This is a genomic window from Rhodococcus sp. NPDC079359 (assembly GCF_040702585.1).
In the GTDB taxonomy this organism is placed as follows: Bacteria; Actinomycetota; Actinomycetes; order Mycobacteriales; family Mycobacteriaceae; genus Rhodococcoides.
On sequence record NZ_JBFBLH010000014.1, the window covers coordinates 38,921 to 63,386 of the forward strand.

Here is a 24,466-nt window from a genome sequence, read left to right on the forward strand (position 1 = left end):
ATGAACCGATGCATCCCACGCACTTGACTCGACCGATGTTAGCGCTCACACTGTGTTGCACACGTCACAGCGAGTGGCACCGCGAAGGAGTTCTGCATGCCGGTTGACCAGTACACGGTAGGTGTCGATTTCGGCACCCTGTCCGGACGCGCCGTCGTCGTTCGCGTGTCCGACGGTGCCGAAATTGCCTCGGCAGTCCACGATTACCGACACGCGGTGCTCGAGGAGACGCTGCCCGGCGGCACGGTTCGGTTGCCCGACGCGTGGGCACTGCAGGTGCCCGACGACTATCGCGACGTCCTGCGCCGCGCGGTGCCTGCTGCTCTGGCGGCCGCGGGCATCGAACCCGAGCAGGTCGTCGGTATCGGTACCGACTTCACCGCATGCACCATGGTGCCCACCTACTCCGACGGCACCCCGCTGTGTGAGGACCCGCGCTTCGCCGATCGGCCGCACTCGTACGTGAAATTGTGGAAACACCATGCAGCACAGGGGCAGGCGGACCGCATCAACGATCTGGCAGAGCAGCGCGGTGAGAGTTGGCTCCCTCGCTACGGCGGACTGATCTCCTCGGAATGGGAATTCGCCAAGGCGCTGCAGATCCATGAGGAAGACGCCGAGATCTACGACGCGATGGACCGATGGGTCGAAGCGGCCGATTGGATCGTCTGGCAACTCTGCGGACATTACGTGCGCAATGCGTGCACTGCCGGATACAAGGGGATCTATCAGGACGGGCACTACCCGTCCGCGGACTTTCTCAGCGAGTTGGCACCGGGCTTCGGTTCCTTCGTCGCCGACAAACTCGATCAGCCCCTGGGCGAGTTGGGTTCTCGCGCAGGTACGTTGACCGCCGAAGCCGCGCGATGGACCGGGCTGCCCGAGGGCATCGCCGTCGCTGTCGGCAACGTCGACGCGCACGTGACGGCCCCCGCGGCCGGAGCGGTGGAACCGGGCCGGATGGTGGCCATCATGGGGACCTCGACCTGCCACGTGATGAGCTCGACCGTCCTGAAGGAAGTTCCCGGCATGTGCGGGGTGGTGGACGGTGGAATCGTGGCCGGGTCCTTCGGCTACGAGGCAGGACAGAGCGGCGTCGGCGACATCTTCGGATGGTTCACACGGACCTCGGTTCCCGCGTCGTACAGCGAGGCGGCGGAAGCGGCGGGTGAGTCGGTACACGAGCACCTGACGCGCCTCGCGCAGACGCAGGACGTGGGTGAGCACGGGCTCGTCGCGCTCGACTGGCACAGCGGAAACCGATCGGTCCTGGTCGATCACGAACTCTCCGGGTTGGTCATCGGAACCACGCTGGCGACGCGGCCCGAGGACACCTACCGCGCGCTACTCGAAGCAACGGCGTACGGAACCCGAGTCATCGTCGAGACGTTCCGCGACAGCGGCGTTCCGGTCGAGGAGTTCGTGGTGGCGGGAGGGTTGGCACGCAACCCGCTCCTGATGCAGATATACGCCGATGTGCTGCGAATGCCGTTGTCGGTCATCGCTTCTGCACAGGGACCGGCACTGGGATCGGCCATCCATGCCGCGGTTGCAGCCGGGTGCTACCCCGATGTACCCGTCGCGGCGAAGTCGATGGGCAAGGTACGTCGGGCCGCATTCGTACCCGACGAATCACGCTCGGCGGCCTACGATTCCCTGTTCGAGATCTATCTGGAGTTACACGATCGATTCGGCCGAGACGTGCCGACCATGCGCCGCCTGCGGGCGCTTCGACGGGACGCACTGACTCGAAAGGTGGACGCGTCATGACGGTCGTCGACGATGTGCGCGAGGTCATCGAGGAAGTGCGCCGTGACGTGTGCAGATTGCACGCCGAGTTGGTGCGCTACGGACTGGTGGTCTGGACGGCTGGCAACGTCTCCGCGAGGGTCCCCGGCCGGGACCTCATGGTCATCAAGCCCAGCGGAGTCTCCTACGACGACCTCACGCCCGGCAACATGGTGGTGTGCGATCTGCACGGCAGGGTGGTCGAGGGTGACCATGCACCGTCCTCGGACACCGAGGCCCAGGCCTATGTCTACCGGCACCTCGACCACATCGGCGGTGTGGTGCACACACATTCGCCCTACGCGGTGGCGTGGGCGGCCCGAGGAGAACCCATCCCTGTGGTCACCACCATGTGCGCGGACGAATTCGGCGGAGACATTCCGGTCGGCCCCTTCGCCGTGATAGGCGACGACTCGATCGGACGCGGCATCGTCGATACCCTCGCCGACAGTCGATCTCCGGCGATCCTCATGCAGAACCACGGTGTCTTCGCGGTCGGCCCATCCGCCCGATCTGCAGTGAAAGCCGCGGTCATGTGCGAGGACGTCGCGAGGTCGGTACACCTGGCTTATCAACTGGGACAGCCTCTTCCCATTCCGAGCTCGAAGGTCGACGCACTCTACGACCGCTATCAGAACGTCTACGGCCAGCGCTGACCGGCGCGCCCGATCTTCTCTCCCCGGAGGTACCCCCATGTCCGAAATATGGTTTCTCACCGGCAGCCAAAGCCTCTACGGCCCCGAGACCCTCAAGCAGGTAGCAGTTCAGTCTCGCGAGATCGCAGACAAACTCGATGCGGCACTGCCCGTCTCGGTGGTCTGGAAGCCGGTACTGCTCGACGCGTCTTCCATTCTGCGCCGTATGCGCGAGGCGAACGCCGCCGACGAATGTGTGGGCGTCGTGACCTGGATGCACACCTTCTCCCCCGCCAAGATGTGGATTGCCGGCCTCGACGCGTTGGACGTCCCGCTGCTGCACCTGCACACGCAGGCCGGAATGTCGTTGCCGTGGTCGACCATCGACATGGAGTTCATGAATCTCAATCAGGCCGCCCACGGGGACCGCGAGTTCGGACACGTCGAATCTCGGGTGGGTGTTCTGCGCACGATCGTGGCAGGCCACGTCGACAACCCCGCGGTGATCGAGCGTGCGGAGCAGTGGGTTCGAGCAGCTCTCGGCCGCGCGGAGTTGAAGTCACTGTGCCTGGCACGTTTCGGCGACAACATGCGCGACGTCGCAGTGACGGAGGGCGACAAGGTCGAAGCCCAACTGCGATTCGGAGTCTCCGTCAACACGTACGGCGTCAACGATCTGGTCGAGGTCGTGGACGGCGTGAGCGAATCGGCCGTGTCCGACCTGATCGACGAATACCGGTCGTCGTACGACATCGCACCGAGTCTCGACAAGGGCGGTGACCGCCACGAATCGCTCCGCTACGGCGCCCGGGTCGAGGCCGGGCTGCGGAAGTTCCTCACCGACGGTGGGTTCACGGCCTTCACCACGAACTTCGAGGATCTCGGTGGGCTTCGCCAGTTGCCGGGACTCGCGGTGCAGCGCCTGATGGCCGACGGGTACGGGTTCGGCGGTGAGGGCGACTGGAAGACCTCGATGTTGTTGCGCGCCATGAAGGTGATGGCCGAGGGACTCGACGGTGGAACGTCGTTCATGGAGGACTACACCTACAACCTCGTCCCGGGGGCCGAGAAGATCCTAGGCGCGCACATGCTCGAAGTGTGCCCGTCGATCACCACCTCGCGGCCTACGCTCGAGATTCATCCGCTCTCCATCGGCGGCCGTGAAGATCCGGTGCGCCTGCGCTTCACCGCCGATCCCGGCCACGGTGTCGTCGTCGGACTCTCGGACGTCGGTGAACGATTCCGATTGACGGCCAACGTGATCGACGTCGTCGAGCCTGACGAGGCGCTACCGAATCTGCCCGTGGCCTGCGCTGTGTGGGAACCGCAGCCCTCGCTGTCGGTGTCGGCCGAGTCGTGGCTGACCGCAGGGGCACCACACCACACGGTTCTCAGTACCGCGATCGGCCTGCCCGTGCTGGAGGCATTCTCGGACATGATCGGCGTCGAGCTGCTCACCATCGACTCCGCAACCACCACACGTCAATTCCAACAGACACTGCGATGGAACGCGGCATACCACCGACTCGCGGCGAAGTTGTGAGGTCGTTGCTCCGGCCGCCGGCTCACCCGTGACGTCTTCGGTATTCCTGTTCGGCTCCGGGGTGGAGGGGGATGCTTCCGGTCATCACCAATGACCGCGCGTCGAGAAATTGGCTGCCGATCGCCTGACCGGGCACCAGCGCGGACGATTGATCGAGAAGCACACTCACCAGTGCAGCGACAACGCGGTCCGGCACTTCTGGATGTGCCAGCAGAAGATTCGGAATGCCGACGGTGGTGACCTCCGGATGCTCGCCGTACACGTTCGGCGGCACCGGCACCGCCTCGTACGCGGTACCGAATTCGCGTCTGAGATCAGTGACGACGGTTCCGAGATCCAGTAGACGAATCGCGGCTCGGGGCTGGGCAAATGCCGGAGTCGGCAACCCGCCCGCCCACATCACGGCGTCGATTTCGTTGCCCGTCAGTGCATCTGCTGCCGAGCTCATCGACAGCCGAACCTGTTCGACAGCACCGCCGTCCGCCACACCCGCTGCACGGAGGACTCGCTGTGACACTTCGGTGGCACCGGATCCCGGGGCACCGATGCTCACCTTTCTCCCTCGCAGACCGTCCATGGACTCGATATCCGAGTCCGCTCGTACAGCCACTTGGAAGTAGTTCTCGTAAACGCACCCGACCGCCGCCAGCTCTCCGCTCGGATGACTGTAGGCGGCGTCCATGAGCGTCAGGGCCAGCTCGGCCTGCCGTGAACCCAACGCCTCGAGGTTGTCGACGGAGCCGGCCGTCGTGAGTGGAACGACCTCGGCGACATCGGTGTTCGCGGCAGCGTCGGACAGCAATCCGGCGAACTCCCAGAAGAAGCCGCCGACCTCGCCTGCCGCGAGGCGCAGCTGCATCGGCGGGTCCGAGGCGCAGCCACCCACGACGGCAGCGCTCAGGGCCAACAGACCGGCCTGCAGCGCCGTTCTACGTGAGAACGACGCTGCCGGCTCGGCCATGCCAGTCACTGTAAGGCGTAGCCGGTCACTGGAACGCTCGGCCCTGCTCTCGGTCGAGCACGGTCTCGGACTTGTTGCGCAGTACGAAGATGTACACCAGCAGCGAGATGGCGATCACGACCGTCACGTACAGAATGAACCAGCCCACGTGCCCACCGTTCTTCGCGGCTTGATAGATCAGTGGTGCCGTGCCGCCGAAGGCCGAGTTGGCGAGTGCGTACCCCAAGCCGACGCCGAGTGCGCGGACGTGCGAGGGGAACAGCTCCGCTTTGACGATCGCATTGATCGAGGTGTAGCCGGTGAGGATGACGTAGCCGACGCACACCAGTGCGAGTGACTGGACCACCGACGTCGCCGTCGGAAGGTACGTGATGAGTACGTAGGTGTACAGCACGCCTCCGATGCCGAAGAAGACGAGCAGCGGCTTGCGACCCACCTTGTCGCTGATCATTCCGCCGATGGGCTGCAGCAGCATGAGGAAGACCAGACCGGCGAGGTTGATCCAGGTACCGGTCATCCCCCGGTCCTCGTATGCGGTCTTGACCATCGAGGGTGCATTGACGCTGTAGGTGTAGAACGCGATGGTGCCACCGGCCGTCACCATGAAGCAGATCAGCAACGCCCGCCAGTGGTTGGCGACCAATTCCTTCAGTGAGCCGGAGGCTTTGTCCGCACCGCTGCGCACTGCGTCGAGTTGATCCTCGGTCAGGGATTCGTCCATGCTGCGACGCAGCCAGAAGACCACCACTGCCGCGACTCCGCCGATGAAGAAGGCTATGCGCCAACCGAAGTCCTCGATCTGCTCGCGCTCGAGGAACACCTGCATCAGCAGCAGAGTCACCTGTGCGAGCACGTGTCCACCGACGAGGGTGACGTACTGGAACGACGAGAAGAATCCCCGACGCTCGCGGGTGGCGGCCTCGGACATGTACGTCGCCGACGCACCGTACTCACCGCCGGTGGCGAAGCCCTGAACGAGACGGCACAGGATCAGGATCACGGCGGCCCATACGCCGATGCTCTCTCGTCCCGGAGTGAGCGCGATGACCAGCGAGCACGCCGCCATCATCGAGACGCTGAACGTCAGCGCTGCCCTGCGCCCGTTGCGGTCCGCGTAGCGGCCGAAGAACCACGACCCGACCGGTCGCATCAAGAACGTGACCGCAAAGATCCCGTACACGTAGATGGTGGAATTCTTGTCGGCGGAGTCGAAGAACTGATTCTCGAAATAGGTCGCGAAGACGGTGTAGACGTACACGTCGTACCACTCGACCAGGTTGCCGGACGACCCCCGCAACGTGTTGAAGACGGCACGGCGGGTGGCAGCGCGCGAGGAGACGGGTGGACTCGGGAGCGTCGAACCGGTGAGCGAGGTGGCCTCGTTGGCCATGGTTTGGTCCTTCCACATTCAGCGGGCAATTGGGCTGCCGGGCAACGATCGGCAACCGAAGCCTCCCTACTGTGACGGCAAGCACAGCCTGGAACCAAGCCGTTTCGGATTTCCTAACACTCCCTTAGGAAACGGCCCTCGGAAGCCGCAGCTCGATCCGAAGTCCCACTGGTCGACCCGCCATGACTCGAAGTGATCCACCGGCTCGCTCGGTCAGGGCGTGGACGATCGACAGACCGAGACCGGTACCGTCGCCGTGCGCACCCGACGCTCGATAGAACCGGTCGACGACCTTGGCGAGCTCGTCTGCAGGCACGCCGGGTCCGTTGTCGGACAACCACATCGTGACGTCCGCGTCACCGGTTCGGTAGCCGACCTCGATGCCGGTGCCGGAGCCGGCGTACTTGGTTGCGTTGCTCAGCAGAGCGTCGAGAATTCGAGTCAGGTCGTCCTCGGACATCGCAACGCGACACTCCGTGTCGGCTTTCGGCTCCGAGACGTGCACGGTCATGTCGGCCACGGCTATCGAGCTCGACCAGAATCCGACTCGATCTGCGACGACCGCACCGAGGTCACACCCTGGGGATCGAGTGGTCGTCGGGGTTTCGGCAGCTGCGAGAACGAGCAGGTCTTCCACAACGGAGCTCAGACGATCGACCTCGAGCGTGGTCCGCAGGTGCGCATCGGTTGCCGAATCCGGAACCCGCATTCCCAGAACATCCATCCGAATTCGCAACGCTGCCAGTGGGTTCCGGAGAGCATGGGCAGTATCGGCCACCAATCGGCGTTGCGCAGCGGTGGCGGCCTCGACGTCGTCGGCCATTGCCTCGAAGGCACTGGACAGCTCACGCACCTCCGGTGGCCCGACATAGGGCACCGGTTCGAGTCGTTGCGAACCTTCGATCGACGCCTGATCGTGGAACTTGTCGCCGAACGAGTGGACTCGCGAGGACAGTGCGGTGAGCGGACGAACGACCCAGCGCGACAACGCAACAGCGATCACCGCGACCGTTGCGAGAATCAGCATGGCACCGAGGGCGATGACCGCCCAGGTGATCGCGACGTCCCTACGCGCAGAACCGGTGGACGCCTCGAGAACCACTGCGCCGTCCACTTGGGTGCCCCCACCGACCGGTGCGGCAATCAACACCGAGGAATCCGACCACGGCGTCAGACTCGACGGTAGGTCACCACGCTGATTGCGCAACGCTCCTGCCACCGCCTGCTGGACGTCGTCGCGCTGCAGGTCCAGGCCGGACACCGCGCGTGCCTCTCCGGTGCGGTCGACGACCGCAACGCCCTCCTCGTACAGATTGTTATAGCGCTGCACCGATTCTCGGATACGGGCCACGCCGGATTCGTCTTCTCGTGAGCTGAGTTCGGCAAAGAACGATGCTGCCGCGGCCCTGTTCTCGCCGAACCGTTGGGCCCGTTCGCGACCGACCAGGAGCGCGAGAGGAACCGACAGCGCAAGCACGACGACGGTGGAGTAGATCATCAACACCAACAGGACACGCCGTCGCACGTCAGGTGTCCCAGCGGTAGCCGAAGCCGCGGATGGTGACGATGGCACCCGGGCGATCGAGCTTGGAACGCAATGCAGTCATGTGCACATCCAGCGTCCGCGAGATCGCTACGTACGCATCGCCCCAGATGGCGTCCATCAACTGTTCCCGGCTCACCGCTTCGCCGCGACGCGTCACGAGATGCGCCAACAGGTCGAACTCCTTGGTAGTCAGTGCAACAGCGCTTCCACCGACTTCCACGGCACGACCGGAGAGATCGACGACGACGTCCCCGAGCGTCAGCCTGTCCGCCGCGGGTCCCGACGCCGAACTTCGACGATGTGCGGCCACCTCGAGTCGGGCGTGTAATTCACCCAATCGAGCCGGCTTGACTACGTAGTCGTCTGCGCCGCCGCGCAGGGCCCGTACCACCGAGCGCTCGTCGTCCCGCGCCGTCAGTACCACCACCGGAACCGAACTCAGCGTCCTGAGCTTCCGCAGAACCTCGAGGCCGTCCATGTCGGGCAGCCCGAGATCGAGCAGCACGACGTCCATGTCGTGGTAGCCGAGCAGGGCGTCGGCGCCGCGGCGCATACGGACAGGCGTGTGCCCCACCTCGGTCAACGCGTCCACCAACGCGTCGCCGAGTCCGTCGTCGTCTTCCACCACAGCAATTCGCATCGAACTCAAGATAGGCCACCATCGGGGGTGGACGCGGGCATGAGTGTTCACGATCGGGTGTCATGCGCGGGATACGGGCTGTTTCGATTTCGAGGTGGCCGTCGTTGGGCTGGGTGTGCGCGTAGGAACTATCGGGGTCGCGGGCGGGCCCGGCCTCAAGCCAGTGCCGGGGTTTGTGCTCCGATGGCCTTGAACAGGTTGTGTACCAGAGCGTGGAAGGTGAATTCCGCGGCTGCTCGTTGTTGTCCTCGGCTGCTGAAGCGTCGGAATCCGAGATTGTGTTTGGCGTGACCGAACGGGGTCTCGGCGATGTGGCTGCGCAGGCCGTAGAGCGCGGCACCGACCGGGGTCCGCAGCCGATGCGACATGACTTGTTTCGGTGTCGCACCCGGTGGTGGTGGCCCGTCGACGGGCATGTCGGCTGCTGCTTTCGACACCGCGGCGTGCTTGCCGATCGCGATCAACCGGTCGGGTCCGGGAGCGGTCAAATTCGCCTCGGTCAGATACCCGGCATCGGCGAGTAGCACCCCGATCTCGTTGTCGGCGTTCGGATCCGGATCGACACGAGCACTCGAGACGATATCGGCGGCAGCGACAGCCTTGTCGAGCATCGAGGTGAACATGGTTCCGTCGTTGGGATTGTTGCCCACCGATGTGGCGATGATGATCCCATCGCTGGTGGTCACCGCCTGGCAGTTGTAGCCCTGAATCCACCCACCGCCACGCAGCTGCATCGACCGCGACGCAGGGTCGGTGACGTTGCGTTTGGCCTCTCCGACAGTGGTCGGCGGCGTCGATACCGCAGTGGCAGCATCGACCGCGGCGCGCAGTCGTTCCTGCTCTGCGGCTTTGGCGTCGGCGGCAGCCCGGTCGGCGATCGCACGGTCGAGGAAACGCTGCACGCGAATGACTTTCGCGTTCCTCTCCACTGGGCCGGGAACACGTCCTTTCGCTGTTCCCGCAGCCTTCCTCGCCTGGTAGTTCTCGATCGTGGCCTGATGCCTGGCCCGCGCGTCGGCCAGGTTCATCTGCAATATTTCGACTCTGATCTCCGTCGGGGGTTTGCCGGTGACCGGACCCGATTCTTCACGCCGACGCAGATGATTCGCCACCAGCTTCTCTCGCCGTGCCAGCGTCGCAGTGCGCCGGTCGGTCTTGTTCTTCTCGATCTGCTCGCGCTCGGCGGCCTTGTCGGCGTTGATCTTCTCGAGTTCGGCCAACGCCTGCGCGATACGCGCCGCGCGAGAGCGTGGATCGGTCATCTCCTCGGGCACCTCGTCGCCGGTCGATCCCGGCCCGAACATCTCGTCCTCGGCGGCGTCGGCAGCAGCATGCTCAGCGGCGGCAGCCCGCGCATGCTCGCGAAGTCGCTGCTCGGCGGCCTCGGCAGCCGCTGCCCGCAGACCTTTCTCGGTGCGGTTGGCGCTCAGTGAGGCGTCGGAGGAGATCTTGACTCCGTCGAGCGCGACGACACCCAACCTGGCCAAACCCAGTTGCCCGCACAACAGTAGAACCTGGGTGAACAAGGCATCCATGTACGGGGCCACGTCAGCGCGAAACCGGGAGATCGTCACGTGATCGGGGGTGTTGCCCGCGCAGATGATCCGAAACGCGGCATCGCGCTGACACAATCGCTCGAGGACCCGCGAGGATCGTTGTCCCTGCGCCCACCCGAAGATCAGCACTGTTAGCAGCATGTCCGGGTCGTATCCCGCGCGCCCGACACCACCGGTGCGGCGCACCGCATGCACCGCCGAGGTATCCAACGCGGTGACCACATCGATCACGGTGAACACCGGATCCGATGCCGGCAACCACTCACGCATGTCCACCGGCAACAAGAACTGCTGATCCCGATCCACCGGGCGATAACCTTTGGCCACCAGCACATTCTCCCAGCCGACCACACCCCACTACAGACCAACACGCAGCAACATCAACCAGGCCCAATTCGCAACAGCCCGGATACCGCCGTTGGGCGACGGTAGTGAACGTTCAGGTGCGGCCCGTGTGAGCACGGAACCCGTCAGGCTGGGGTGCTCGCGCGAAGGCCGGGTGCCAGTGCGATATCGATGACCTGCTGGAGCGTCAGTACGCCCCTGGCATTCACATCGATTCGGGTGCCGTCGGTCGCGCGCGCAATGACGCGACTCGCGTCTTTGCTGTCCTGAATGTCGAGCACTGTTCCGTCGGCCTGCGTCGAGCGCTCGTCGACGACGCCCGCGAAGCACGGACCGACCGGCTCGGAGGAAAGCCAGACAGTGACTGTCAGCGTGCCGGTCCGATCGCCGACGGTGATGGTTCCGAACGCGTCGGCGTATCCGTCCAGTGACTGCCGTACTGCGAGTGCGTCGAAGCCGAAGGCCGGTGCGAACGGTTCGGGTTCGACGGTCGCTCCGGTGGGTAGTGCCGCGATCAGGGCATCGGTCATCGCTTGTGCTTTGGCCTCGAATCTCCACGGCACCTCGGAAATGTCGGCGTCACCCTCGCTGACGAATGCGTAGTTCACTCGCACCAAGTCCTCTGGCTGAACGACCTCCTCGCAGCCAGGAATGACGACTGGGTCAGGCTGCGGTTCGTGCAGCAGGCCGGCGACAACTGTGCCGGCAGCAACGATCCCGACGATCACCGCAACCGTCGACCACACCGAGCCCTGTGCGCCTGTCGAATTCATGCAGTCCTCGCCGTCTCGGGATGGGTCGTGTCGTCATTCTGGCATCTCGGGGGTGTAGTTCTGGACCCAGCGGGGCACACCCATGATGTACATCCATCGGCGACCTGTCGCCCCGACTCCGTGGAGATTTCATGACGATGCCGACCGACGCAAGCGATGCAGTCCCCTCGCAGGGCAGCAACGACGGCCCCCGAGAGCACACCCCCGAGACGGACGCCGTCGAAGGCGCGCACGTGGACGAGGAAAACGTGCCACACCCTCCCGAGAGCGGAAACGCGCCGAACTGAACCGCGGTTCGACGGCATGATCGATACATGATCACGAATCCGTCCGTTGAATACGTCGGCCTTACGGTGGCCTGACCACGAGTCAGTGCTGATTCCTCGGTAACTGGAACCCGCGAGCATCTTTGCCCGAGTTCGATTGGTGAACAACGAGATCGCGCAAACGCACGCGCATCCGTCAGACGCGCGCGAGTTCGTCCACTATTCCGCGAGCATCCGGCGAACGCGCGCGCGTTTGCGGCGGCACTGATGGACGCCGCACTCGATGTTCGGCGCAGCGGGATGACGTTCCGGACGTGTTCGCCCCGCAGCCACAGTGAACAGCAGAGGTTTGCCACCCCAGAAGTCACCGGCACACCTCGGTCAGTAAGGTCTAAGGATGACTGTGCGAGCAGGTGTGGTGGTCACGGGAACCGAGGTTCTGGCCGGTCGGGTCACCGACCGGAACGGCCCGTGGGTGGCTCAACGACTTCTGGAGATGGGCGTAGACGTTGCCCATATCACCGTGTGCGGTGATCGCCCGGACGATCTGACTGCGCAGGTGCGGTTTCTGGCCGATCAACGTGTCGACTTGATCGTCACCACCGGTGGTTTGGGTCCGACCGCGGACGACCTCACCGTACCGACCGTCGCCGCGTTGTACGGCCGCGAATTGGCGCTGGATGCCGAGCTCGAAGATCGCATCCACGCGATCGTGCAACGGTGGCGAAGCCGCATGAGTTCTGCAGCCGACTCCGAGCCGCTACGGGCCGGTATTCGGAAGCAGGCGATGGTTCCCCAAGGCGCGCAGTCCATTTCACCGACCGGAACCGCACCCGGGGTCGCGATACCGTCCGACGAGTCCAGGTCACTGCCCGCCGTCCTCATTCTGCCCGGCCCACCTCGCGAACTGCAGGCGATGTGGCCGGAGGCCCTCGACAGCGCACCCGTCGCCGAGGTCCTCGCCCGCCGCACGCAGATGCGCCAGGACACCATTCGCGGCTACCGACTGTCCGAGGCCGACCTCGCCGAAACGCTGCGAACGGCAGAGCGCGAGATCACGGGATTCGACGATCTCGAGATCACCACCTGTCTGAGTCTCGGCGAGCTCGAAATGGTGACCCGTTACGCCGAATCGGCGAGACCTGCGTACATGGATCTCGAACGTCTCGTCGGGAAAATCCATGGTGCACGAGTCTTTTCGACCGACGGGTCCACCATCGACGACATCGTCGCGCACCGTCTGTCCGGGCATCGGATCGCCACGGCAGAATCGTGCACCGGAGGGATGATCGCCGCACGCCTGACCGACCGCGCAGGATCGTCGGCGTACGTCATCGGCGCGGTGGTGTCCTACGCCAACGAGGCGAAAACGGGCCTGCTCGACGTCCCCGCCGAGGTCATCGACCAACACGGAGCGGTCAGCGAGCCAGTGGCCGCGCTGATGGCCGAAGGCGCACTGAATCGACTGAACGTCGACATCGCGGTATCGACCAGTGGCGTCGCGGGCCCGGGTGGTGGCACCGAGGCCAAACCGGTCGGGACCGTCTGCTTCGCTATCGCCGTCACGGGCCGACCTACCGTCACCCACACCCTTCATCTCCCCGGGGACCGGGCAAGTGTCCGTGCACTGTCGACCACCGCGGCAATGCATATGCTCGCCGACGCGTTGGAGACTCGCTGAAGGTCTTGTAGACAGCGCAGGAGGGACCCACACATGTCATCACCAACGGACCACTCTGAGCACCATTCACAACCAACTGTGGACGGGCAGCCAACGGGTCGCCGACTTGCCGTCGAAAAAGTCCGTTTCATGAGCATCGTCGGCGCATCGACTGCGCTGCTGCTGTCGGCCGTCACCTATATGTGGGCCTTCGCAAAGGGTGTGGACTTCGTCCGTCTGCTCATCGTCGAGGGCCTCTCCTCCGACAAAGCGCTGGTCAAACTGTTCGAAAGTATCGACTCCATCCTGATCGCGACCGTGCTTCTCATCGTCGGATTCGGTCTGTGGGAATTGTTCGTCCACGACCTCGACCTGCCGCCTTCACTGACAACCACCTCGTTCGGTCAGTTGAAGAGGCAGACCGCAGGAACGCTGCTGCTGGTACTCGTCGTGCGATTCCTCGAAGTGTCCATCACCAGGCCGGAACCTGATGAGCTCATCGCACAGAGTGTTTCCACCGCGTTGGTCGGCGGTCTACTGATCGTGTTCGCAACCTGGCATCGCAGTCCGTGAGTCATCGTCGCTATCGGCCTGTGCATGCTGGTATGGCTGTCGTCGATTCCATTCCCCGCGATGCTGAGCCGGGTGGCAGGAGTGCTGGCGAGCGCCTCGCTGTACATCTACCTGATCCATTTCCAGGTCTACCTGCCGCTACGCGACGACCACCCATGGTTGGCGTTCGCCCTGTCGATTCTGTACTGGAAGGCGGTCGAATTCGTGCTGTCTCTCCGTAGTCGAATCATGCCGCGATCGAGGGCAGTCCGTTCCGACATCGTCGCACCGTCCGACTTGTCAGACTCCCGACCGCGGGAGGACAATTTGCCACCATGGCATTGATCTCGAAGGGCTTCGTGGGCCGTCGACGCGGCGACGACGGGCGTACTCCCCCCGGTCAGTATCTGACCAAGGATTTTCCCGTCCTCGCGATCGGGCCTGCGCCCGTGGTCGCGACCGACACGTGGTCGTTCTCGATCACCACCGAACGCGGCGAGACTCGCAGCTGGACCTGGAGCGAATTCGCGACTCTTCCGCACGAGACTCCGACCGTCGACATCCACTGCGTCACCAAGTGGTCGAAGCTCGACACCACCTGGAAGGGCGTGAGCCTGGACGTTCTGCTGGACGGTCTCGATAGCGATGCCGGCTACGTCGTGGTGCACGGCTTCGACGGCTACACCACCAATCTTCCCCTCGAGGACCTCAGGGATGGGAAGGCCTGGCTGGTCACCGAGTTCGACGGCGCTCCCCTGACTCGCGAACACGGCGGTCCGGCAAGGCTTCTGGTCCCGCATCTGTATTTCTGGAAATCGGCGAAGTGGATCTCACGCATCGAGCTCACCGTGGAGAACGAACAGGGCTTCTGGGAGCGCGGCGGGTACCACGACTACGGAGATCCGTGGCGCGAACAGCGATACCAGGGCGACTGACGTGACATCGGCGGCCGGGGCGAAACCTTGGCTCGTTGCCACGGTGGCGACCGTGCGGCGTGAGACACCCACCGCGTCCACCCTCGTTCTCGACGTCGACGGGTGGCCCGGCCATCTTGCCGGGCAGCACGTGGACGTCAAGCTCACCGCCGAGGACGGCTACAGCGCACAGCGAAGCTACTCCCTGGCGTCGGCACCCGACGGAACGTCGCGCATCGAGATCACGGTGCAGAACGTCGCGGACGGCGAGGTATCGCCGTACCTGGTCGAGGCCGTCGAGGTCGGCGACCGCATCGAAATCCGCGGGCCGGTGGGTCGATGGTTCGTCTGGCGGCCGTCACGGCCCTCCGAGACCCCGTCTCCACCGATCCTGTTGGTGGGCGGCGGTTCCGGCATCGTCCCGCTCCGCGCGATGGTTCGTGCGCAGGCGTCCGCGGACGGCGGTCGGGTGCCGTTCCGGGTGCTGTACTCCGTGCGCGAACCCGCGGAGGTCTACTTCGCGGACGAATGGGCTCGTCCACCGGCCGGCGTGGACGTCACCATGATTCATACGCGGCGTGCTCCTGCCGGTAACGCACGGCCCCTCGGCCGCATCACGGTCGAGGACCTCGACGCGCACGGATGGCCGGCGGAGTTCGAGCCGCGTTGCTACATCTGTGGCCCCACGAGTTTCGTGGACACAGTGGCCGACATGCTGGTGCAGCGGGGCCACTCGGCAGCGAACATCCGAACGGAGCGTTTCGGACCGAGCTGAGGAGCAGCGGATCAGACGATGTCGCCGAGGAACTCGATCTTGAGTCGGGTGTAGTCGTCGGTCCATTCCGAATCCACCGACATGAACGAATGGTCCAGTCTCGCCTCGTTCTTGCTGTACAGGTTCAGGCGGTTGTCGACGCCCACTCGATCCAGCGCAGCGCTCAGTTCGGCTGCCTGGTCGGGGAAGGTACCGGTGTTGCCGTCGGAGATGAAACTCGGCGGAAAGTCGGCCGTGACGTTGTCGATGACGTTCGCCTGCGCCAGCAACGCTCGGTCGGTGGTGTCGAGGTAGCTTCGGGCGGCGATGTCGAAGAAGAAACCGTTCGACGGGCTCGGTGATTGCGGTGCGCCCGCTCTACCGACATCAAGGGCAGCACTCTCGAATACCAAGGCCTTCACAGCACTTCGATCGATGGTGGGCTCGATACCCAGCGCCCGCGCGTAATCGGAATTGGTCTGCACGGCAGCGTAGTTGCCCACGATGTGGCCACCCGCACTGGTTCCGGCGAGGACGACGCGAGTCATGTCGAGTCCGTACCCGTCCGCATTCGTTTCCAGGAACTGCACGGCCTGGCCCAGTTGGATTGTCTGCGTGGGAAATCGGTAGCTCGGCGCGAACGCGTAGTTCACCGACACCACGTTGTAGCCCGCGTCGAGCATGGGGCCGGCCCACGACGCACCACCGGAATCTGCGCTGGGAGCACCATCGGTTTTGTCCCCGACAATCCAACCACCACCGTGAATCGCGACGTACGTGGGCCGGCTGATCGATGGATCGTCGTCGGCGATGTAGATGTCGAGAAACGAATTCGGAAGCGTCGAGCCGTAGTCGATGTCGTTGGTGAGGCGTGCTCCGTCGACCACCGCCGTGGCCGTCTGCGCGTCGGGCTCGAAGGAATTGCTCTGCCCCAACGCATGCAGCGATCGAATCAGTGGTGCCGGACTGGCCGCCGTGCCGACGACCACGACGGAAATCACCAATGCAATCGCTGCGGCGAAGCCCGCTGGGGCGGCGGTGGCCACCCCACGAGCGGAGGTCTTCGAACGGCCTGCCCATGCCGACGCGAGCAGATAGAAGCCGAGCACTATCGACGCAGCCAAGGCCGTGACCCACAGGGCGTGCAGATCCGTCACCAGCCATGCCACCTGAGTCACGACGGCGACGGACCCGAGCGAAGTCCCCACGCCTACACGCTTTCTGGCATCGGACAAGACGAGACATGTCGCGACCACTGCCACGGCGATGACCCACAACCCCACCGCGAGCTGCTGACGGATGAGGACGAACTCGAGCCACGCGAGTACGACGCCGGCGACGCCGGTCACCGCGAGCGCAGTCGTCATCGCTCTCGTACGGTGCCCTGCTCCGACTTCGATGTCTGCCTGCACCATCACTGCGCAGAAGTGTGGCGTTGCCTGTGCAGTTCGCGAACGGCCTCGCCGAACTCGGCGACCGGTCCGTCCACCGCGATGCCGGGCACGATCTGCTGGATGGGCGACGGCGTGATCGCGAGTGGTGCAGCACCGAATTCTTCGAGCCACGTCAGCAATTGAGCCGTCGACGTGGCGTAGACGATGCGGCCGAGTCCGACTATGCCGTGGCTCGCAGAGCACATCACACAGTGCTCACCGGAGGTGTAGACCGTAGAGGATCGACGCTGATCGGCGTCCAGGTTGGTCGCAGCCCACCGAGACAGTGCGATCTCGGGATGCTGGGTGGGATCGTTCAGGTCGCCGACCCTGTTCCTGTCCTCGGCCAGCAACTGGCCACTGTCCGACACCAGAATAGAGCCGAACGGATCGTTGCCCGTTCGCGCCGCCTCTGCAGCAAGATCCACAGCACGGGCCAGAAATGCACGGTCGCTCGAAGAGATGCTCACAGTGCACCGGCAGCGACGGTCGAAGTGTTCACGTCTCGACCGTACCGCCTCGAAATCACCGCCTGCCGGACCGGTAATTGGACACCGATCCTCGGTATGGTCGGAGGGTGAGCTTCTCGGTACGGCCTGCCACGTCGTTCGCAGATCTGCGGACGATTCTCGGCCCGAAGAACCCGACGTCCTCGGTCTGTTGGTGTCTGAGTCATCGAATCGATTCCGCGACCAACAGAGCGCTTGTCGGTCCGGAACGCGCCGCATACGTCGAGAAGCTGACCCGTCGAAAAGTCGCACCGGGTGTGCTGGCCTACGACGGGGACGAGGTGGTCGGTTGGGCTGCGGTGGCACTACGCTCGGAGCTGCCGTTCGCGCGCTCGAACAAGATTCCGCACGTCGACGACTTACCGGTCTGGACGGCCTGGTGCTTCCGCGTCAAGGCCGGACACCGCAAGCGCGGGATCGCGCACGTGCTTTTGGACGGTGCCGTTCGCTTCGCGGCCGATCACGGTGCTCCGGCCATCGAGGGCTATCCGGTGGACAACAAGGGTGCGAAGGTCGATCTGACGATGGCCTACGTCGGCACCCGCGGACTGTTCGAGTCGGCAGGCTTCGAATTCGCAGCCGAGACGACATCGGTATCGGGCGGAATCCCGCGAGTCATCATGCGAAAAGACCTGCGTACGTGACGTCCGACTCCTGACCCGAGAGGTGCCTGATGCCGATGTCGTGGGAGAACACGCGAATCACGACCTTCACACGTCAGTCTCCGAACAGTGAACTCAGTGCCGGTGCGACGTCGCGGTAGGTCTTGATGGTCCGTATACGACCGTGCCCTGTTCGCGCGAGATCCCGTCCGAGGTCGACGTCATGTTCACCCGACGTGTCCAGCAGTACGTCGAGGCGCGCGATCCTGGCTGCGGTCGGGCGTGGATCGGGACCGGCGTTGTGGACGCAGTCCGAGAGCAGAAGAACCCGTGGGTCGGGAGCGGACGCCGTACGCAGTAGCCCGGCCGCGGTCTCGAGCGCGAACTGCACGTTGGTCAATCCCCGCGCCGGAATGCGGAGAACGGTGTCGAGAATATCCAATGGGGTCCGCGAGTCGCCGAATCGAGTCAGTACGGCCGCGTCGGACCAGAACGCGACGACCGCGAGGTTGTCTCGGTTCATCTCACCGGCCAGAGCGCCGACGGTCGCGGCCGCAGTCCGCACCCGTTCGCCCTTCATCGACCCGGAGATGTCGACCACCAGTACGATGGATCGCTTGGTGTGCAGGCGTTCTCGGACGACGATGTCATCGTCCTCCGGTATCGGATTGGCCGCCAACACATCGAGCATGCGGTCCAGGTCGATCTCGTCACTGCCGCCTCGATAGCGCAGAGACGTCAACTCCCCGACGCCATGCCGTGCGCGTGTGTCGATGCGTGGACGCCGAACTGCCAGACGAGCCGCGATCTTTCGGGCGCGGGCCCGAGTCGCGGCGTCGGCAGTCGACTCGCTTTCGGTCGCGTCGGTCAGCGGAATCACTTCGGCCGATTCCTCGGTGAATCCGGGTGCCGACGGATTGTTCTCGCCGGAAGCCTTACCCGGCTTGCTGCGGCCCTGAGCGATCAGTACCGCACCGCTTCCGCCGCCGGGACGAAACAGCGACGGTGACTCCGTCAGCTGTTTCGGTTTGCGACGCAACGGCTTCAGAGTTCCTGCCGGCTTACGGGTCCCCGGCCGTGTGATCGGAGATTCGGCCTCGACGGCTCTTCAACCAGGCGCCGCAGCAGCGGGACGCAGCACGAAATGGTCCTGCCATATCGTGTGCAAGACCATTTCTGCTGGTGCGTCGGATGTCTCGTCGATGTGAATGCGCCCGGACAGGGCAACGTACATCGCGTCGAGCATGACCTGCTGGTAGTCCTCGGGCAGGCCTCTCGGTGGATCGATGTCGGTGACGAGCGGAATCGCCACCTCCCGAAGATCTGCCAGTTGCTGAGCGACGAGGGTCAGATCGATTGCCCCGCGCACACTACTGCCCTGGGTGATGTCCTCGTGCTCACGCGTCATCCGAGTGACGGCTACGGCGTCGGCGATCAGTCGCGCGGAGTCGGATTCGCTACGGAGACCCACGATGCCGCGTTCCGCTTCGGCATCCTGGTAACCGATGGCCAGACGACACAGACGGTCGTGGACGCTCGTCGACAGGCGCGTTGTACCGACGTTGTCGTAAGGGTTCATCGATGCCACGAGGCGGAACGTCGGTAACGCGTGCACAGTGCCGACGCGCGGGACCACGATGCGTCGTTCTGCCATCGCGGTGAGAAGCGTGTTCAGGGTGTCCTCGGGTGCGCGATTGAACTCTTCGATGTAGAGGAAACCGCCGGTGCGCATCGCGTCGATCAGCGGTCCCGCTACGAAGTTGTCCTCGCTGTAGTCCTCGCGAAGAACCCGAGCCGGGTTGTGGTGCCCGACAATTCGGGCCGGTGTCAGATCGGCGTTGCCCTCGACGAAGAACAGCGGAATGGACCACTCGGATGTGATCGCGCCGAGCAGCGTGCTCTTGCTGGTGCCGGGCGGGCCCTCGAGGAGCAGGTCCCGCCCGGCCGCGACCGCTGCCAACAGGAGGTCGAGTTCACGGTCTCGACCCACGAGGTGCGCAGCAATCCGCCGGCGCACCTCACCGATCGACGCGGTAGCAGTCATTTGACCGTGTACCCCGCATCGACAGGAAGCGTTGCACCCGTGATGTATCGAGCATCGTCGGAGACCAAGAACGCTATCGCGTTGGAGATGTCGATTGCCTCGATCCACGGCACCGGCAGCGTGTTCGTGGTTTGGAAGATCGGTGCCGACTTCTCTCGCGACGGGTTCGGATCGTCGGGAGCGAACAACCCCCACGTCTTGGGATTCTGAATCATGACGGTGTCCACACCGGTCGGATGAACGGTGTTGACACGAATACTGTGTTGTCCGAATTCGTTTGCGAGAGTGCGCATGATGCCAACGACACCGTGCTTGGTCGCGGTGTAGTGCACCGTATTCGGTGTGCCCTTGAGGCCCGCTGTCGAACTCGTCAGCACGATGGAACCACCGCGACCGCCGGCGATCAGATGCGGCAGGGCAACTTTGCATGTGTTCCAGACGCCCGTGAGGTTGACGTCGATCATGTTCTGCCATGCGTCGTCGGTGATATCGAGTGCCGGCGCGATCTCGAACACTCCCGCATTGCCCAGGACGATGTCGAGGCGACCGAGTTCGGCGACGCCGTCGTCGACGGCCTTTCTCAGCGCGGCCGAATCGCGCACGTCGGCCTTGGTGGCGACGATTCGTCGGTCGAGCGCTTCGACCTGCTTCACCGTTTCGGCGAGGTCCGCTTCGGTCGACGGCGGATACATCTCGATGGTGTCGACCGGTCCGCACAGGTCTACAGCGATGATGTCCGCGCCCTCCTGCGCGAGACGTATTGCGTGACTTCGCCCCTGACTGCGAGCGGCCCCGGTGATGAATGCGACTTTGCCTTCCAGCTTGCCCATGTCCGTCTCCTACTTGGCCAGGAAGCCGGCGTCGACGGGCAAGGTGACGCCGGTGACGTACCGCGCATCGTCGGACACCAGCCACGCGATGGCGTTGCTGATATCGATCGCTTCGAGCATCGGCACCGGTAGCAAATTGCCGAGCATGGCTGTGGCGTCGGGGTTTTCGGTGAGGAACTTCTGCATGACGTCGTTGACGACCATCGGCGTGTTCACCCCGGTCGGGTGCACGGTGTTGACGCGTATGGAGTACTGCGCAAGCCAATTGGTGAACGTGCGCATCAACCCCACGACCGCGTGCTTACTGGCCGCGTAGCCGTCTCCGGCACCGGATCCGTTACCGCCCGCACCGGACAGGCCCTGAGTCGAGCTGGTCAACACGATCGACCCGCCCTGGCCCTTGGCGATCATGCTCGGAACCCCGGCCTGAACGGTGTTCCACACACCGAAGAGGTTGACCTCCACCACATCACGGAAAGTCTTCACTTCGTCGGGGTTTTCGGCACCCTGGGGTGCTATTCCGGCATTCGCCAGAATGATGTCGATGGGGCCGAGTTCGGCTACCGCCGAGTCCACTGCCGCTTTCATGGCGTCGTAATCGCGGACATCGGCTTCCGTGGCGACGATGCGCCGATCGAGCGCCTCGACTTCTTTCACGGTCTGTGCCAGATCTTCCGATGTGGCCATCGGATAGGCGACCGTATCGATCTGTGCACAGATGTCGACCGCGATGATGTCGGCACCTTCTTGCGCGAGCCGGAGAGCGTGGCTACGCCCCTGTCCGCGTGCGGCACCGGTGATGAAGGCTACTTTTCCGTCGAGCTTTCCCATGATCGAACTTCCTTGATCGTCGGATGAAAACGGTACGAGCGCAGAACGGTTCGCCGAATGGCCGGGTACGCTCGGGCGGTATGTCCGGTTTCGAGGACATGATTCGACGCTATATGACACCCAGTGCAGATGTGGCCGAATTACTTGAATCGTTGTTGATTTACGTTCCGTGGACGCGAGAACAGGACGATTGATTCAGACGTGCACACGCAGTGAAGTATCGACTTGAATTGCGCGCCGAGCCCTCACGAACTCTGTCGCCGCTACAGGTCGTCGCCGTGCTCGAGCGCCTCGCGGATTCGGCCGAGCAGCGCAGTGGCGTCACGCAGGGTGCGTTGCTCGGCCGGCGTCAGGTCGTCGAGGATATTCACGAGAAGCCCCTCTGCCGCAATGTCGTAGATGCGCAATTGCTCTCGAGCAAGATCGGTGAGGCCGACGCGCATGCTTCGAGCATCCGAGTCGTCGGGTCGGCGAGCGACGAGCCCGTCCGATTCCATCGTTCGGACGAGGTTGCTGATCGTGGGGCGAGCCAACCCCAGCTGACGTCCGAGCACTGTGGGGCCCTCCCACTTGTCCGGAAAGAGTCGCCGCAGGATCTCGATCTGCGCGTCGGGCAGGGCTTTGAGCCCTGCGCGCGAGCGGGAGGCGTTGAGCAGCACGCGGCGGAAGGGGCCTATCTCCTCGCTGAGATGGCGGGCGATATCCGCGAGACCGGGTGCACTGTCGGAATCGTCCACCGCGCCAGACTACTCAGTCTAAATTTAGGTTTGCAACAAACGCATTTCTGGGTGATCATGGAGTCATGAGCATTCACACCAGCGTTGCCGACCCCACTCCCGAACAAGCCCTGGACTCGATCATCGGCCATCGGTTCATCTACACCTATGCCAACGGGTGGCAGTACGAGATGTACGTCAGGAACGCCACCACCATCGACTACCGAATCCACACCGGAATGGTCGGCGGCCGGTGGGTCAAGGGACAAGAAGTCGATCTCGTCGGACTCGGTCGCGGCGTCTACAAGATCTCGTGGAACGAGCCCACCGGCACGAGCGTCGTCGTCAACGTCGTCCCCGAGGACCGCGTTCTGCACGGCACCATCTTCTTCCCGCACTGGGTGGAACTCGACGGGTCCAAAACCGTCCTGTTCCAGAACGACCACCTCGACGAGATGCGTCAATTCCGCGATCAGGGTCCCACCTATCCGATCTACGTCGTGCCCGAGTTCGCGCACATCACCTTGTTCGAGTATGTCGGTATCGACGACGACACCGTCATCGACACCGCGCCCGCTGACTTACCGGCCGGCTTCGCCGACCGGAGCAACTGAGATGGACCTCCAGAACCCCGGCATGGCCACGCTCACACTTCCCCATCGTGGGCAGGTGATCCGCGGCAACGAGTACCGACCCGAGAACTCCGACAGAACAGCGCCGTCCGTTCTGATCGTGCACGGCTTCAGCGACTCGAGCATCGGACCACAGCGCCTCTTCGTCCAGATCGCTCGACGCCTCGTCGAAGCGGGAGCAGTCGTCCGCGCGTACGACCGACTCGGCCAAGGCATCAGCGACGGCGAGTTCGAGGACATCACCCTGCGCGACGAGGTCGAGCAGGTGTCGACCATGATCCGGGAGTTCGCTGCCGATCGATCTGCACCGGTGCACGTTCTCGCCCACAGCCTCGGCGCAGTGGAAGCGGCAATGGCGGCCACGCTCTTGTCCGACCGTGTCGCCAGCCTCACCCTGTGGTCACCTGCAGGCGTTGTCGTCGACGACATCACCGTCAAGCACGAGATCCAGGGCCAGCCCATCGATTCCGTCGCACAGAACGGCGGCTTCGACTTCGGCGGCATGTGGCTCGGACTGGCATTTTTCGACGACATCCGCAATGGCCTCGATGTGTACGAGGCTGCGGCCGGATACAACGGTCCCGTCGACATCGTCCACGGCACGGCAGACCAGATCGTGCCACTCGAGTACGGACGCCGTTACGCAGAGTTGTTGCCACACGCGACATTCACCGAGGTCACCGGTGCCGACCACACCTGGTCATCGCGTGCGTGGCGAGACGAGCTTCTCAGGCGTCTGCTGACGTTCCTGGGGTTACCGGGCGCTGGGTGAGCAAGGCTCCGGCGCGAGTCCGTCGATCACGATTCCGATCGATCCCGAGCCAGGATGCGTTCGAGGTAATCGAGATCCTCGCGGAGCATCGAGATCGCACGTTCGGGCCCCTCGGGTACAAGAGGCGTTCCGCTGTCCTGGACGACGGTCCGCAATGCCATGTCGGCGAGTTGAGTGGCCACACTGCGATCGGCGTCCGGGTCACCGCTCTGATGCCACCAGGCGACCCAGTTGAGCATGCCGATGATGCCGAGTGCTGCTGTGCGCGGGTCGACAGGCCTGAATTCCCCTGCCCTGACGCCATTTTCGACGACCGTCACGAACTCCTTGAGCACGTGCCTGCGACTCTGCTGGTACGTCCGCGAAATCTCCTCGGGCAGATCGGCTTCCGACCTGATGATGAGCTTGAAGCGGTCGGCGGTTTCGGCCTGGTTCAGGGCGATCGCGGTGGCCATCTTGCGTAGCTTCTCGGTAGGGCCGAGATCGGATCGCGCATTGATCTCGTGCAGAACTGCGGCCGGGGTCTCGGTGCTCTCGCTGATCAGGCGCGAGAGTAGCTCGTCCTTGTTCGCGACATAGTGATACAGCGCCGGGCGGGTCAGACCGGTCGCGTCCGCGATGTCCTGCAGTGTGGTGCTGGCAAAGCCCTTCTCGGCGAACAATCGCGTGGCCTGGTCGAGAATTTGCTTCTCGACCAGCTCCCGACGCGGATTGCGCGCCGATCCTCGTGGTGAGTCCTCGCGTGTCATGAACGAAGAATAACCGTCACCGTCG

At 64.0% G+C, this 24,466-nt stretch carries 26 protein-coding genes; 12 read left to right on the forward strand and 14 right to left on the reverse strand.

Going from position 1 to position 24,466, the window contains the following annotated elements; all coding sequences use genetic code 11:
* Window positions 1-96 precede the first annotated feature (96 nt).
* Genes araB through araA form a run of 3 tightly spaced genes read left to right on the forward strand, consistent with a single transcriptional unit; the run spans window position 97 to window position 3,966 of the window.
* A complete protein-coding gene (gene araB, locus AB0362_RS23950; RefSeq protein ID WP_317808562.1) occupies window positions 97-1,770 on the forward strand; it encodes a ribulokinase in 1,674 nt (557 codons plus the stop codon).
* Window positions 1,767-2,444 (forward strand): L-ribulose-5-phosphate 4-epimerase, encoded by a 678-nt coding sequence (locus AB0362_RS23955; RefSeq protein WP_149405225.1) that lies wholly within the window; start codon window positions 1,767-1,769, stop codon window positions 2,442-2,444. Before araB ends, AB0362_RS23955 begins: the two co-directional genes overlap by 4 nt.
* Before the next feature lie 37 nt (window positions 2,445-2,481).
* Complete coding sequence (gene araA, locus AB0362_RS23960; protein ID WP_317808561.1) at window positions 2,482-3,966, forward strand: L-arabinose isomerase; 1,485 nt, start codon at window positions 2,482-2,484, stop codon at window positions 3,964-3,966.
* Window positions 3,967-3,988: 22 nt separating this feature from the next.
* On the opposite strand, the gene AB0362_RS23965 is transcribed toward araA, so the two are convergent.
* From AB0362_RS23965 to AB0362_RS23990, 6 genes are all read right to left on the reverse strand, one after another.
* A complete protein-coding gene (locus AB0362_RS23965; protein WP_317808560.1) occupies window positions 3,989-4,927 on the reverse strand; it encodes a TAXI family TRAP transporter solute-binding subunit in 939 nt (312 codons plus the stop codon).
* A 25-nt stretch (window positions 4,928-4,952) separates the two neighbouring features.
* Complete coding sequence (locus tag AB0362_RS23970; protein ID WP_149405222.1) at window positions 4,953-6,317, reverse strand: MFS transporter; 1,365 nt, start codon at window positions 6,315-6,317, stop codon at window positions 4,953-4,955.
* A 124-nt stretch (window positions 6,318-6,441) separates the two neighbouring features.
* Window positions 6,442-7,842 carry a HAMP domain-containing sensor histidine kinase gene (locus AB0362_RS23975; protein ID WP_262498269.1) on the reverse strand — a complete coding sequence of 467 codons (1,401 nt, stop codon included), beginning with the start codon at window positions 7,840-7,842 and terminating at the stop codon, window positions 6,442-6,444.
* A gap of 1 nt (window position 7,843) precedes the next feature.
* Complete coding sequence (locus AB0362_RS23980; RefSeq protein ID WP_149405221.1) at window positions 7,844-8,503, reverse strand: response regulator transcription factor; 660 nt, start codon at window positions 8,501-8,503, stop codon at window positions 7,844-7,846.
* A 155-nt stretch (window positions 8,504-8,658) separates the two neighbouring features.
* Window positions 8,659-10,365 carry a transposase gene (locus AB0362_RS23985; protein ID WP_317534359.1) on the reverse strand — a complete coding sequence of 569 codons (1,707 nt, stop codon included), beginning with the start codon at window positions 10,363-10,365 and terminating at the stop codon, window positions 8,659-8,661.
* Between the two features lie 164 nt (window positions 10,366-10,529).
* Window positions 10,530-11,177 (reverse strand): hypothetical protein, encoded by a 648-nt coding sequence (locus AB0362_RS23990; RefSeq protein ID WP_149405220.1) that lies wholly within the window; start codon window positions 11,175-11,177, stop codon window positions 10,530-10,532.
* A gap of 131 nt (window positions 11,178-11,308) precedes the next feature.
* Between AB0362_RS23990 and AB0362_RS23995 the strand changes: the two genes are divergently transcribed.
* The 6 genes from AB0362_RS23995 (at window position 11,309) to AB0362_RS24020 (ending at window position 15,344) form a co-directional block, all read left to right on the forward strand.
* Complete coding sequence (locus AB0362_RS23995; protein ID WP_188078550.1) at window positions 11,309-11,464, forward strand: hypothetical protein; 156 nt, start codon at window positions 11,309-11,311, stop codon at window positions 11,462-11,464.
* A gap of 376 nt (window positions 11,465-11,840) precedes the next feature.
* The gene (locus AB0362_RS24000; protein WP_149405219.1) at window positions 11,841-13,124 is read left to right on the forward strand and encodes a competence/damage-inducible protein A; all 1,284 of its coding nucleotides are present in this window, start codon (window positions 11,841-11,843) and stop codon (window positions 13,122-13,124) included.
* Between the two features lie 129 nt (window positions 13,125-13,253).
* The gene (locus AB0362_RS24005; protein WP_188078549.1) at window positions 13,254-13,676 is read left to right on the forward strand and encodes a YqhA family protein; all 423 of its coding nucleotides are present in this window, start codon (window positions 13,254-13,256) and stop codon (window positions 13,674-13,676) included.
* Window positions 13,677-13,700: 24 nt separating this feature from the next.
* Entirely contained in the window at window positions 13,701-14,000 is a 300-nt protein-coding gene (locus tag AB0362_RS24010) for a hypothetical protein (RefSeq protein ID WP_262498268.1), read from the forward strand.
* On the forward strand, window positions 13,991-14,590 hold the full coding sequence (locus AB0362_RS24015) for a sulfite oxidase-like oxidoreductase (protein WP_149405217.1): 600 nt from the start codon (window positions 13,991-13,993) through the stop codon (window positions 14,588-14,590). Before AB0362_RS24010 ends, AB0362_RS24015 begins: the two co-directional genes overlap by 10 nt.
* Before the next feature lies 1 nt (window position 14,591).
* Window positions 14,592-15,344, forward strand: coding sequence for a ferredoxin reductase (locus tag AB0362_RS24020; protein WP_149405216.1), 753 nt, complete (start codon window positions 14,592-14,594; stop codon window positions 15,342-15,344).
* An 11-nt stretch (window positions 15,345-15,355) separates the two neighbouring features.
* On the opposite strand, the gene AB0362_RS24025 is transcribed toward AB0362_RS24020, so the two are convergent.
* Window positions 15,356-16,690 (reverse strand): alpha/beta hydrolase, encoded by a 1,335-nt coding sequence (locus AB0362_RS24025; protein WP_188078548.1) that lies wholly within the window; start codon window positions 16,688-16,690, stop codon window positions 15,356-15,358.
* 47 nt (window positions 16,691-16,737) lie between these two features.
* On the reverse strand, window positions 16,738-17,226 hold the full coding sequence (locus AB0362_RS24030; protein WP_149405214.1) for a nucleoside deaminase: 489 nt from the start codon (window positions 17,224-17,226) through the stop codon (window positions 16,738-16,740).
* Window positions 17,227-17,333: 107 nt separating this feature from the next.
* Here AB0362_RS24030 and AB0362_RS24035 point away from each other — a divergent pair, with 107 nt between their 5' ends.
* On the forward strand, window positions 17,334-17,909 hold the full coding sequence (locus AB0362_RS24035) for a GNAT family N-acetyltransferase (protein WP_317810842.1): 576 nt from the start codon (window positions 17,334-17,336) through the stop codon (window positions 17,907-17,909).
* A gap of 73 nt (window positions 17,910-17,982) precedes the next feature.
* Here the strand turns inward: AB0362_RS24035 and AB0362_RS24040 are convergent, their stop codons facing one another.
* The 5 genes from AB0362_RS24040 to AB0362_RS24060 all read right to left on the reverse strand — a co-directional run bounded on the left by AB0362_RS24040 (window position 17,983) and on the right by AB0362_RS24060 (window position 22,309).
* Window positions 17,983-18,906 (reverse strand): VWA domain-containing protein, encoded by a 924-nt coding sequence (locus AB0362_RS24040; RefSeq protein WP_317810841.1) that lies wholly within the window; start codon window positions 18,904-18,906, stop codon window positions 17,983-17,985.
* Between the two features lie 69 nt (window positions 18,907-18,975).
* A complete protein-coding gene (locus AB0362_RS24045) occupies window positions 18,976-19,911 on the reverse strand; it encodes a MoxR family ATPase (protein ID WP_317810840.1) in 936 nt (311 codons plus the stop codon).
* Window positions 19,908-20,741, reverse strand: a complete 834-nt coding sequence (locus tag AB0362_RS24050) for a mycofactocin-coupled SDR family oxidoreductase (RefSeq protein ID WP_094639745.1) — start codon at window positions 20,739-20,741, stop codon at window positions 19,908-19,910. The genes AB0362_RS24045 and AB0362_RS24050 overlap by 4 nt, the downstream gene beginning before the upstream one ends.
* 9 nt (window positions 20,742-20,750) lie before the next feature.
* Window positions 20,751-21,572: a mycofactocin-coupled SDR family oxidoreductase gene (locus tag AB0362_RS24055; protein ID WP_149405210.1), complete on the reverse strand. Its 822-nt coding sequence runs from the start codon at window positions 21,570-21,572 to the stop codon at window positions 20,751-20,753.
* Between the two features lie 263 nt (window positions 21,573-21,835).
* The gene (locus tag AB0362_RS24060; RefSeq protein WP_149405209.1) at window positions 21,836-22,309 is read right to left on the reverse strand and encodes a MarR family transcriptional regulator; all 474 of its coding nucleotides are present in this window, start codon (window positions 22,307-22,309) and stop codon (window positions 21,836-21,838) included.
* 65 nt (window positions 22,310-22,374) lie between these two features.
* Here AB0362_RS24060 and AB0362_RS24065 point away from each other — a divergent pair, with 65 nt between their 5' ends.
* Window positions 22,375-22,902: a phenolic acid decarboxylase gene (locus AB0362_RS24065; RefSeq protein ID WP_317810839.1), complete on the forward strand. Its 528-nt coding sequence runs from the start codon at window positions 22,375-22,377 to the stop codon at window positions 22,900-22,902.
* Window position 22,903: 1 nt separating this feature from the next.
* Window positions 22,904-23,692 (forward strand): alpha/beta fold hydrolase, encoded by a 789-nt coding sequence (locus AB0362_RS24070; RefSeq protein WP_317810838.1) that lies wholly within the window; start codon window positions 22,904-22,906, stop codon window positions 23,690-23,692.
* Between the two features lie 26 nt (window positions 23,693-23,718).
* Here the strand turns inward: AB0362_RS24070 and AB0362_RS24075 are convergent, their stop codons facing one another.
* Window positions 23,719-24,441 carry a TetR/AcrR family transcriptional regulator gene (locus tag AB0362_RS24075; protein WP_255183352.1) on the reverse strand — a complete coding sequence of 241 codons (723 nt, stop codon included), beginning with the start codon at window positions 24,439-24,441 and terminating at the stop codon, window positions 23,719-23,721.
* Between the last annotated feature and the right edge of the window lie 25 nt (window positions 24,442-24,466).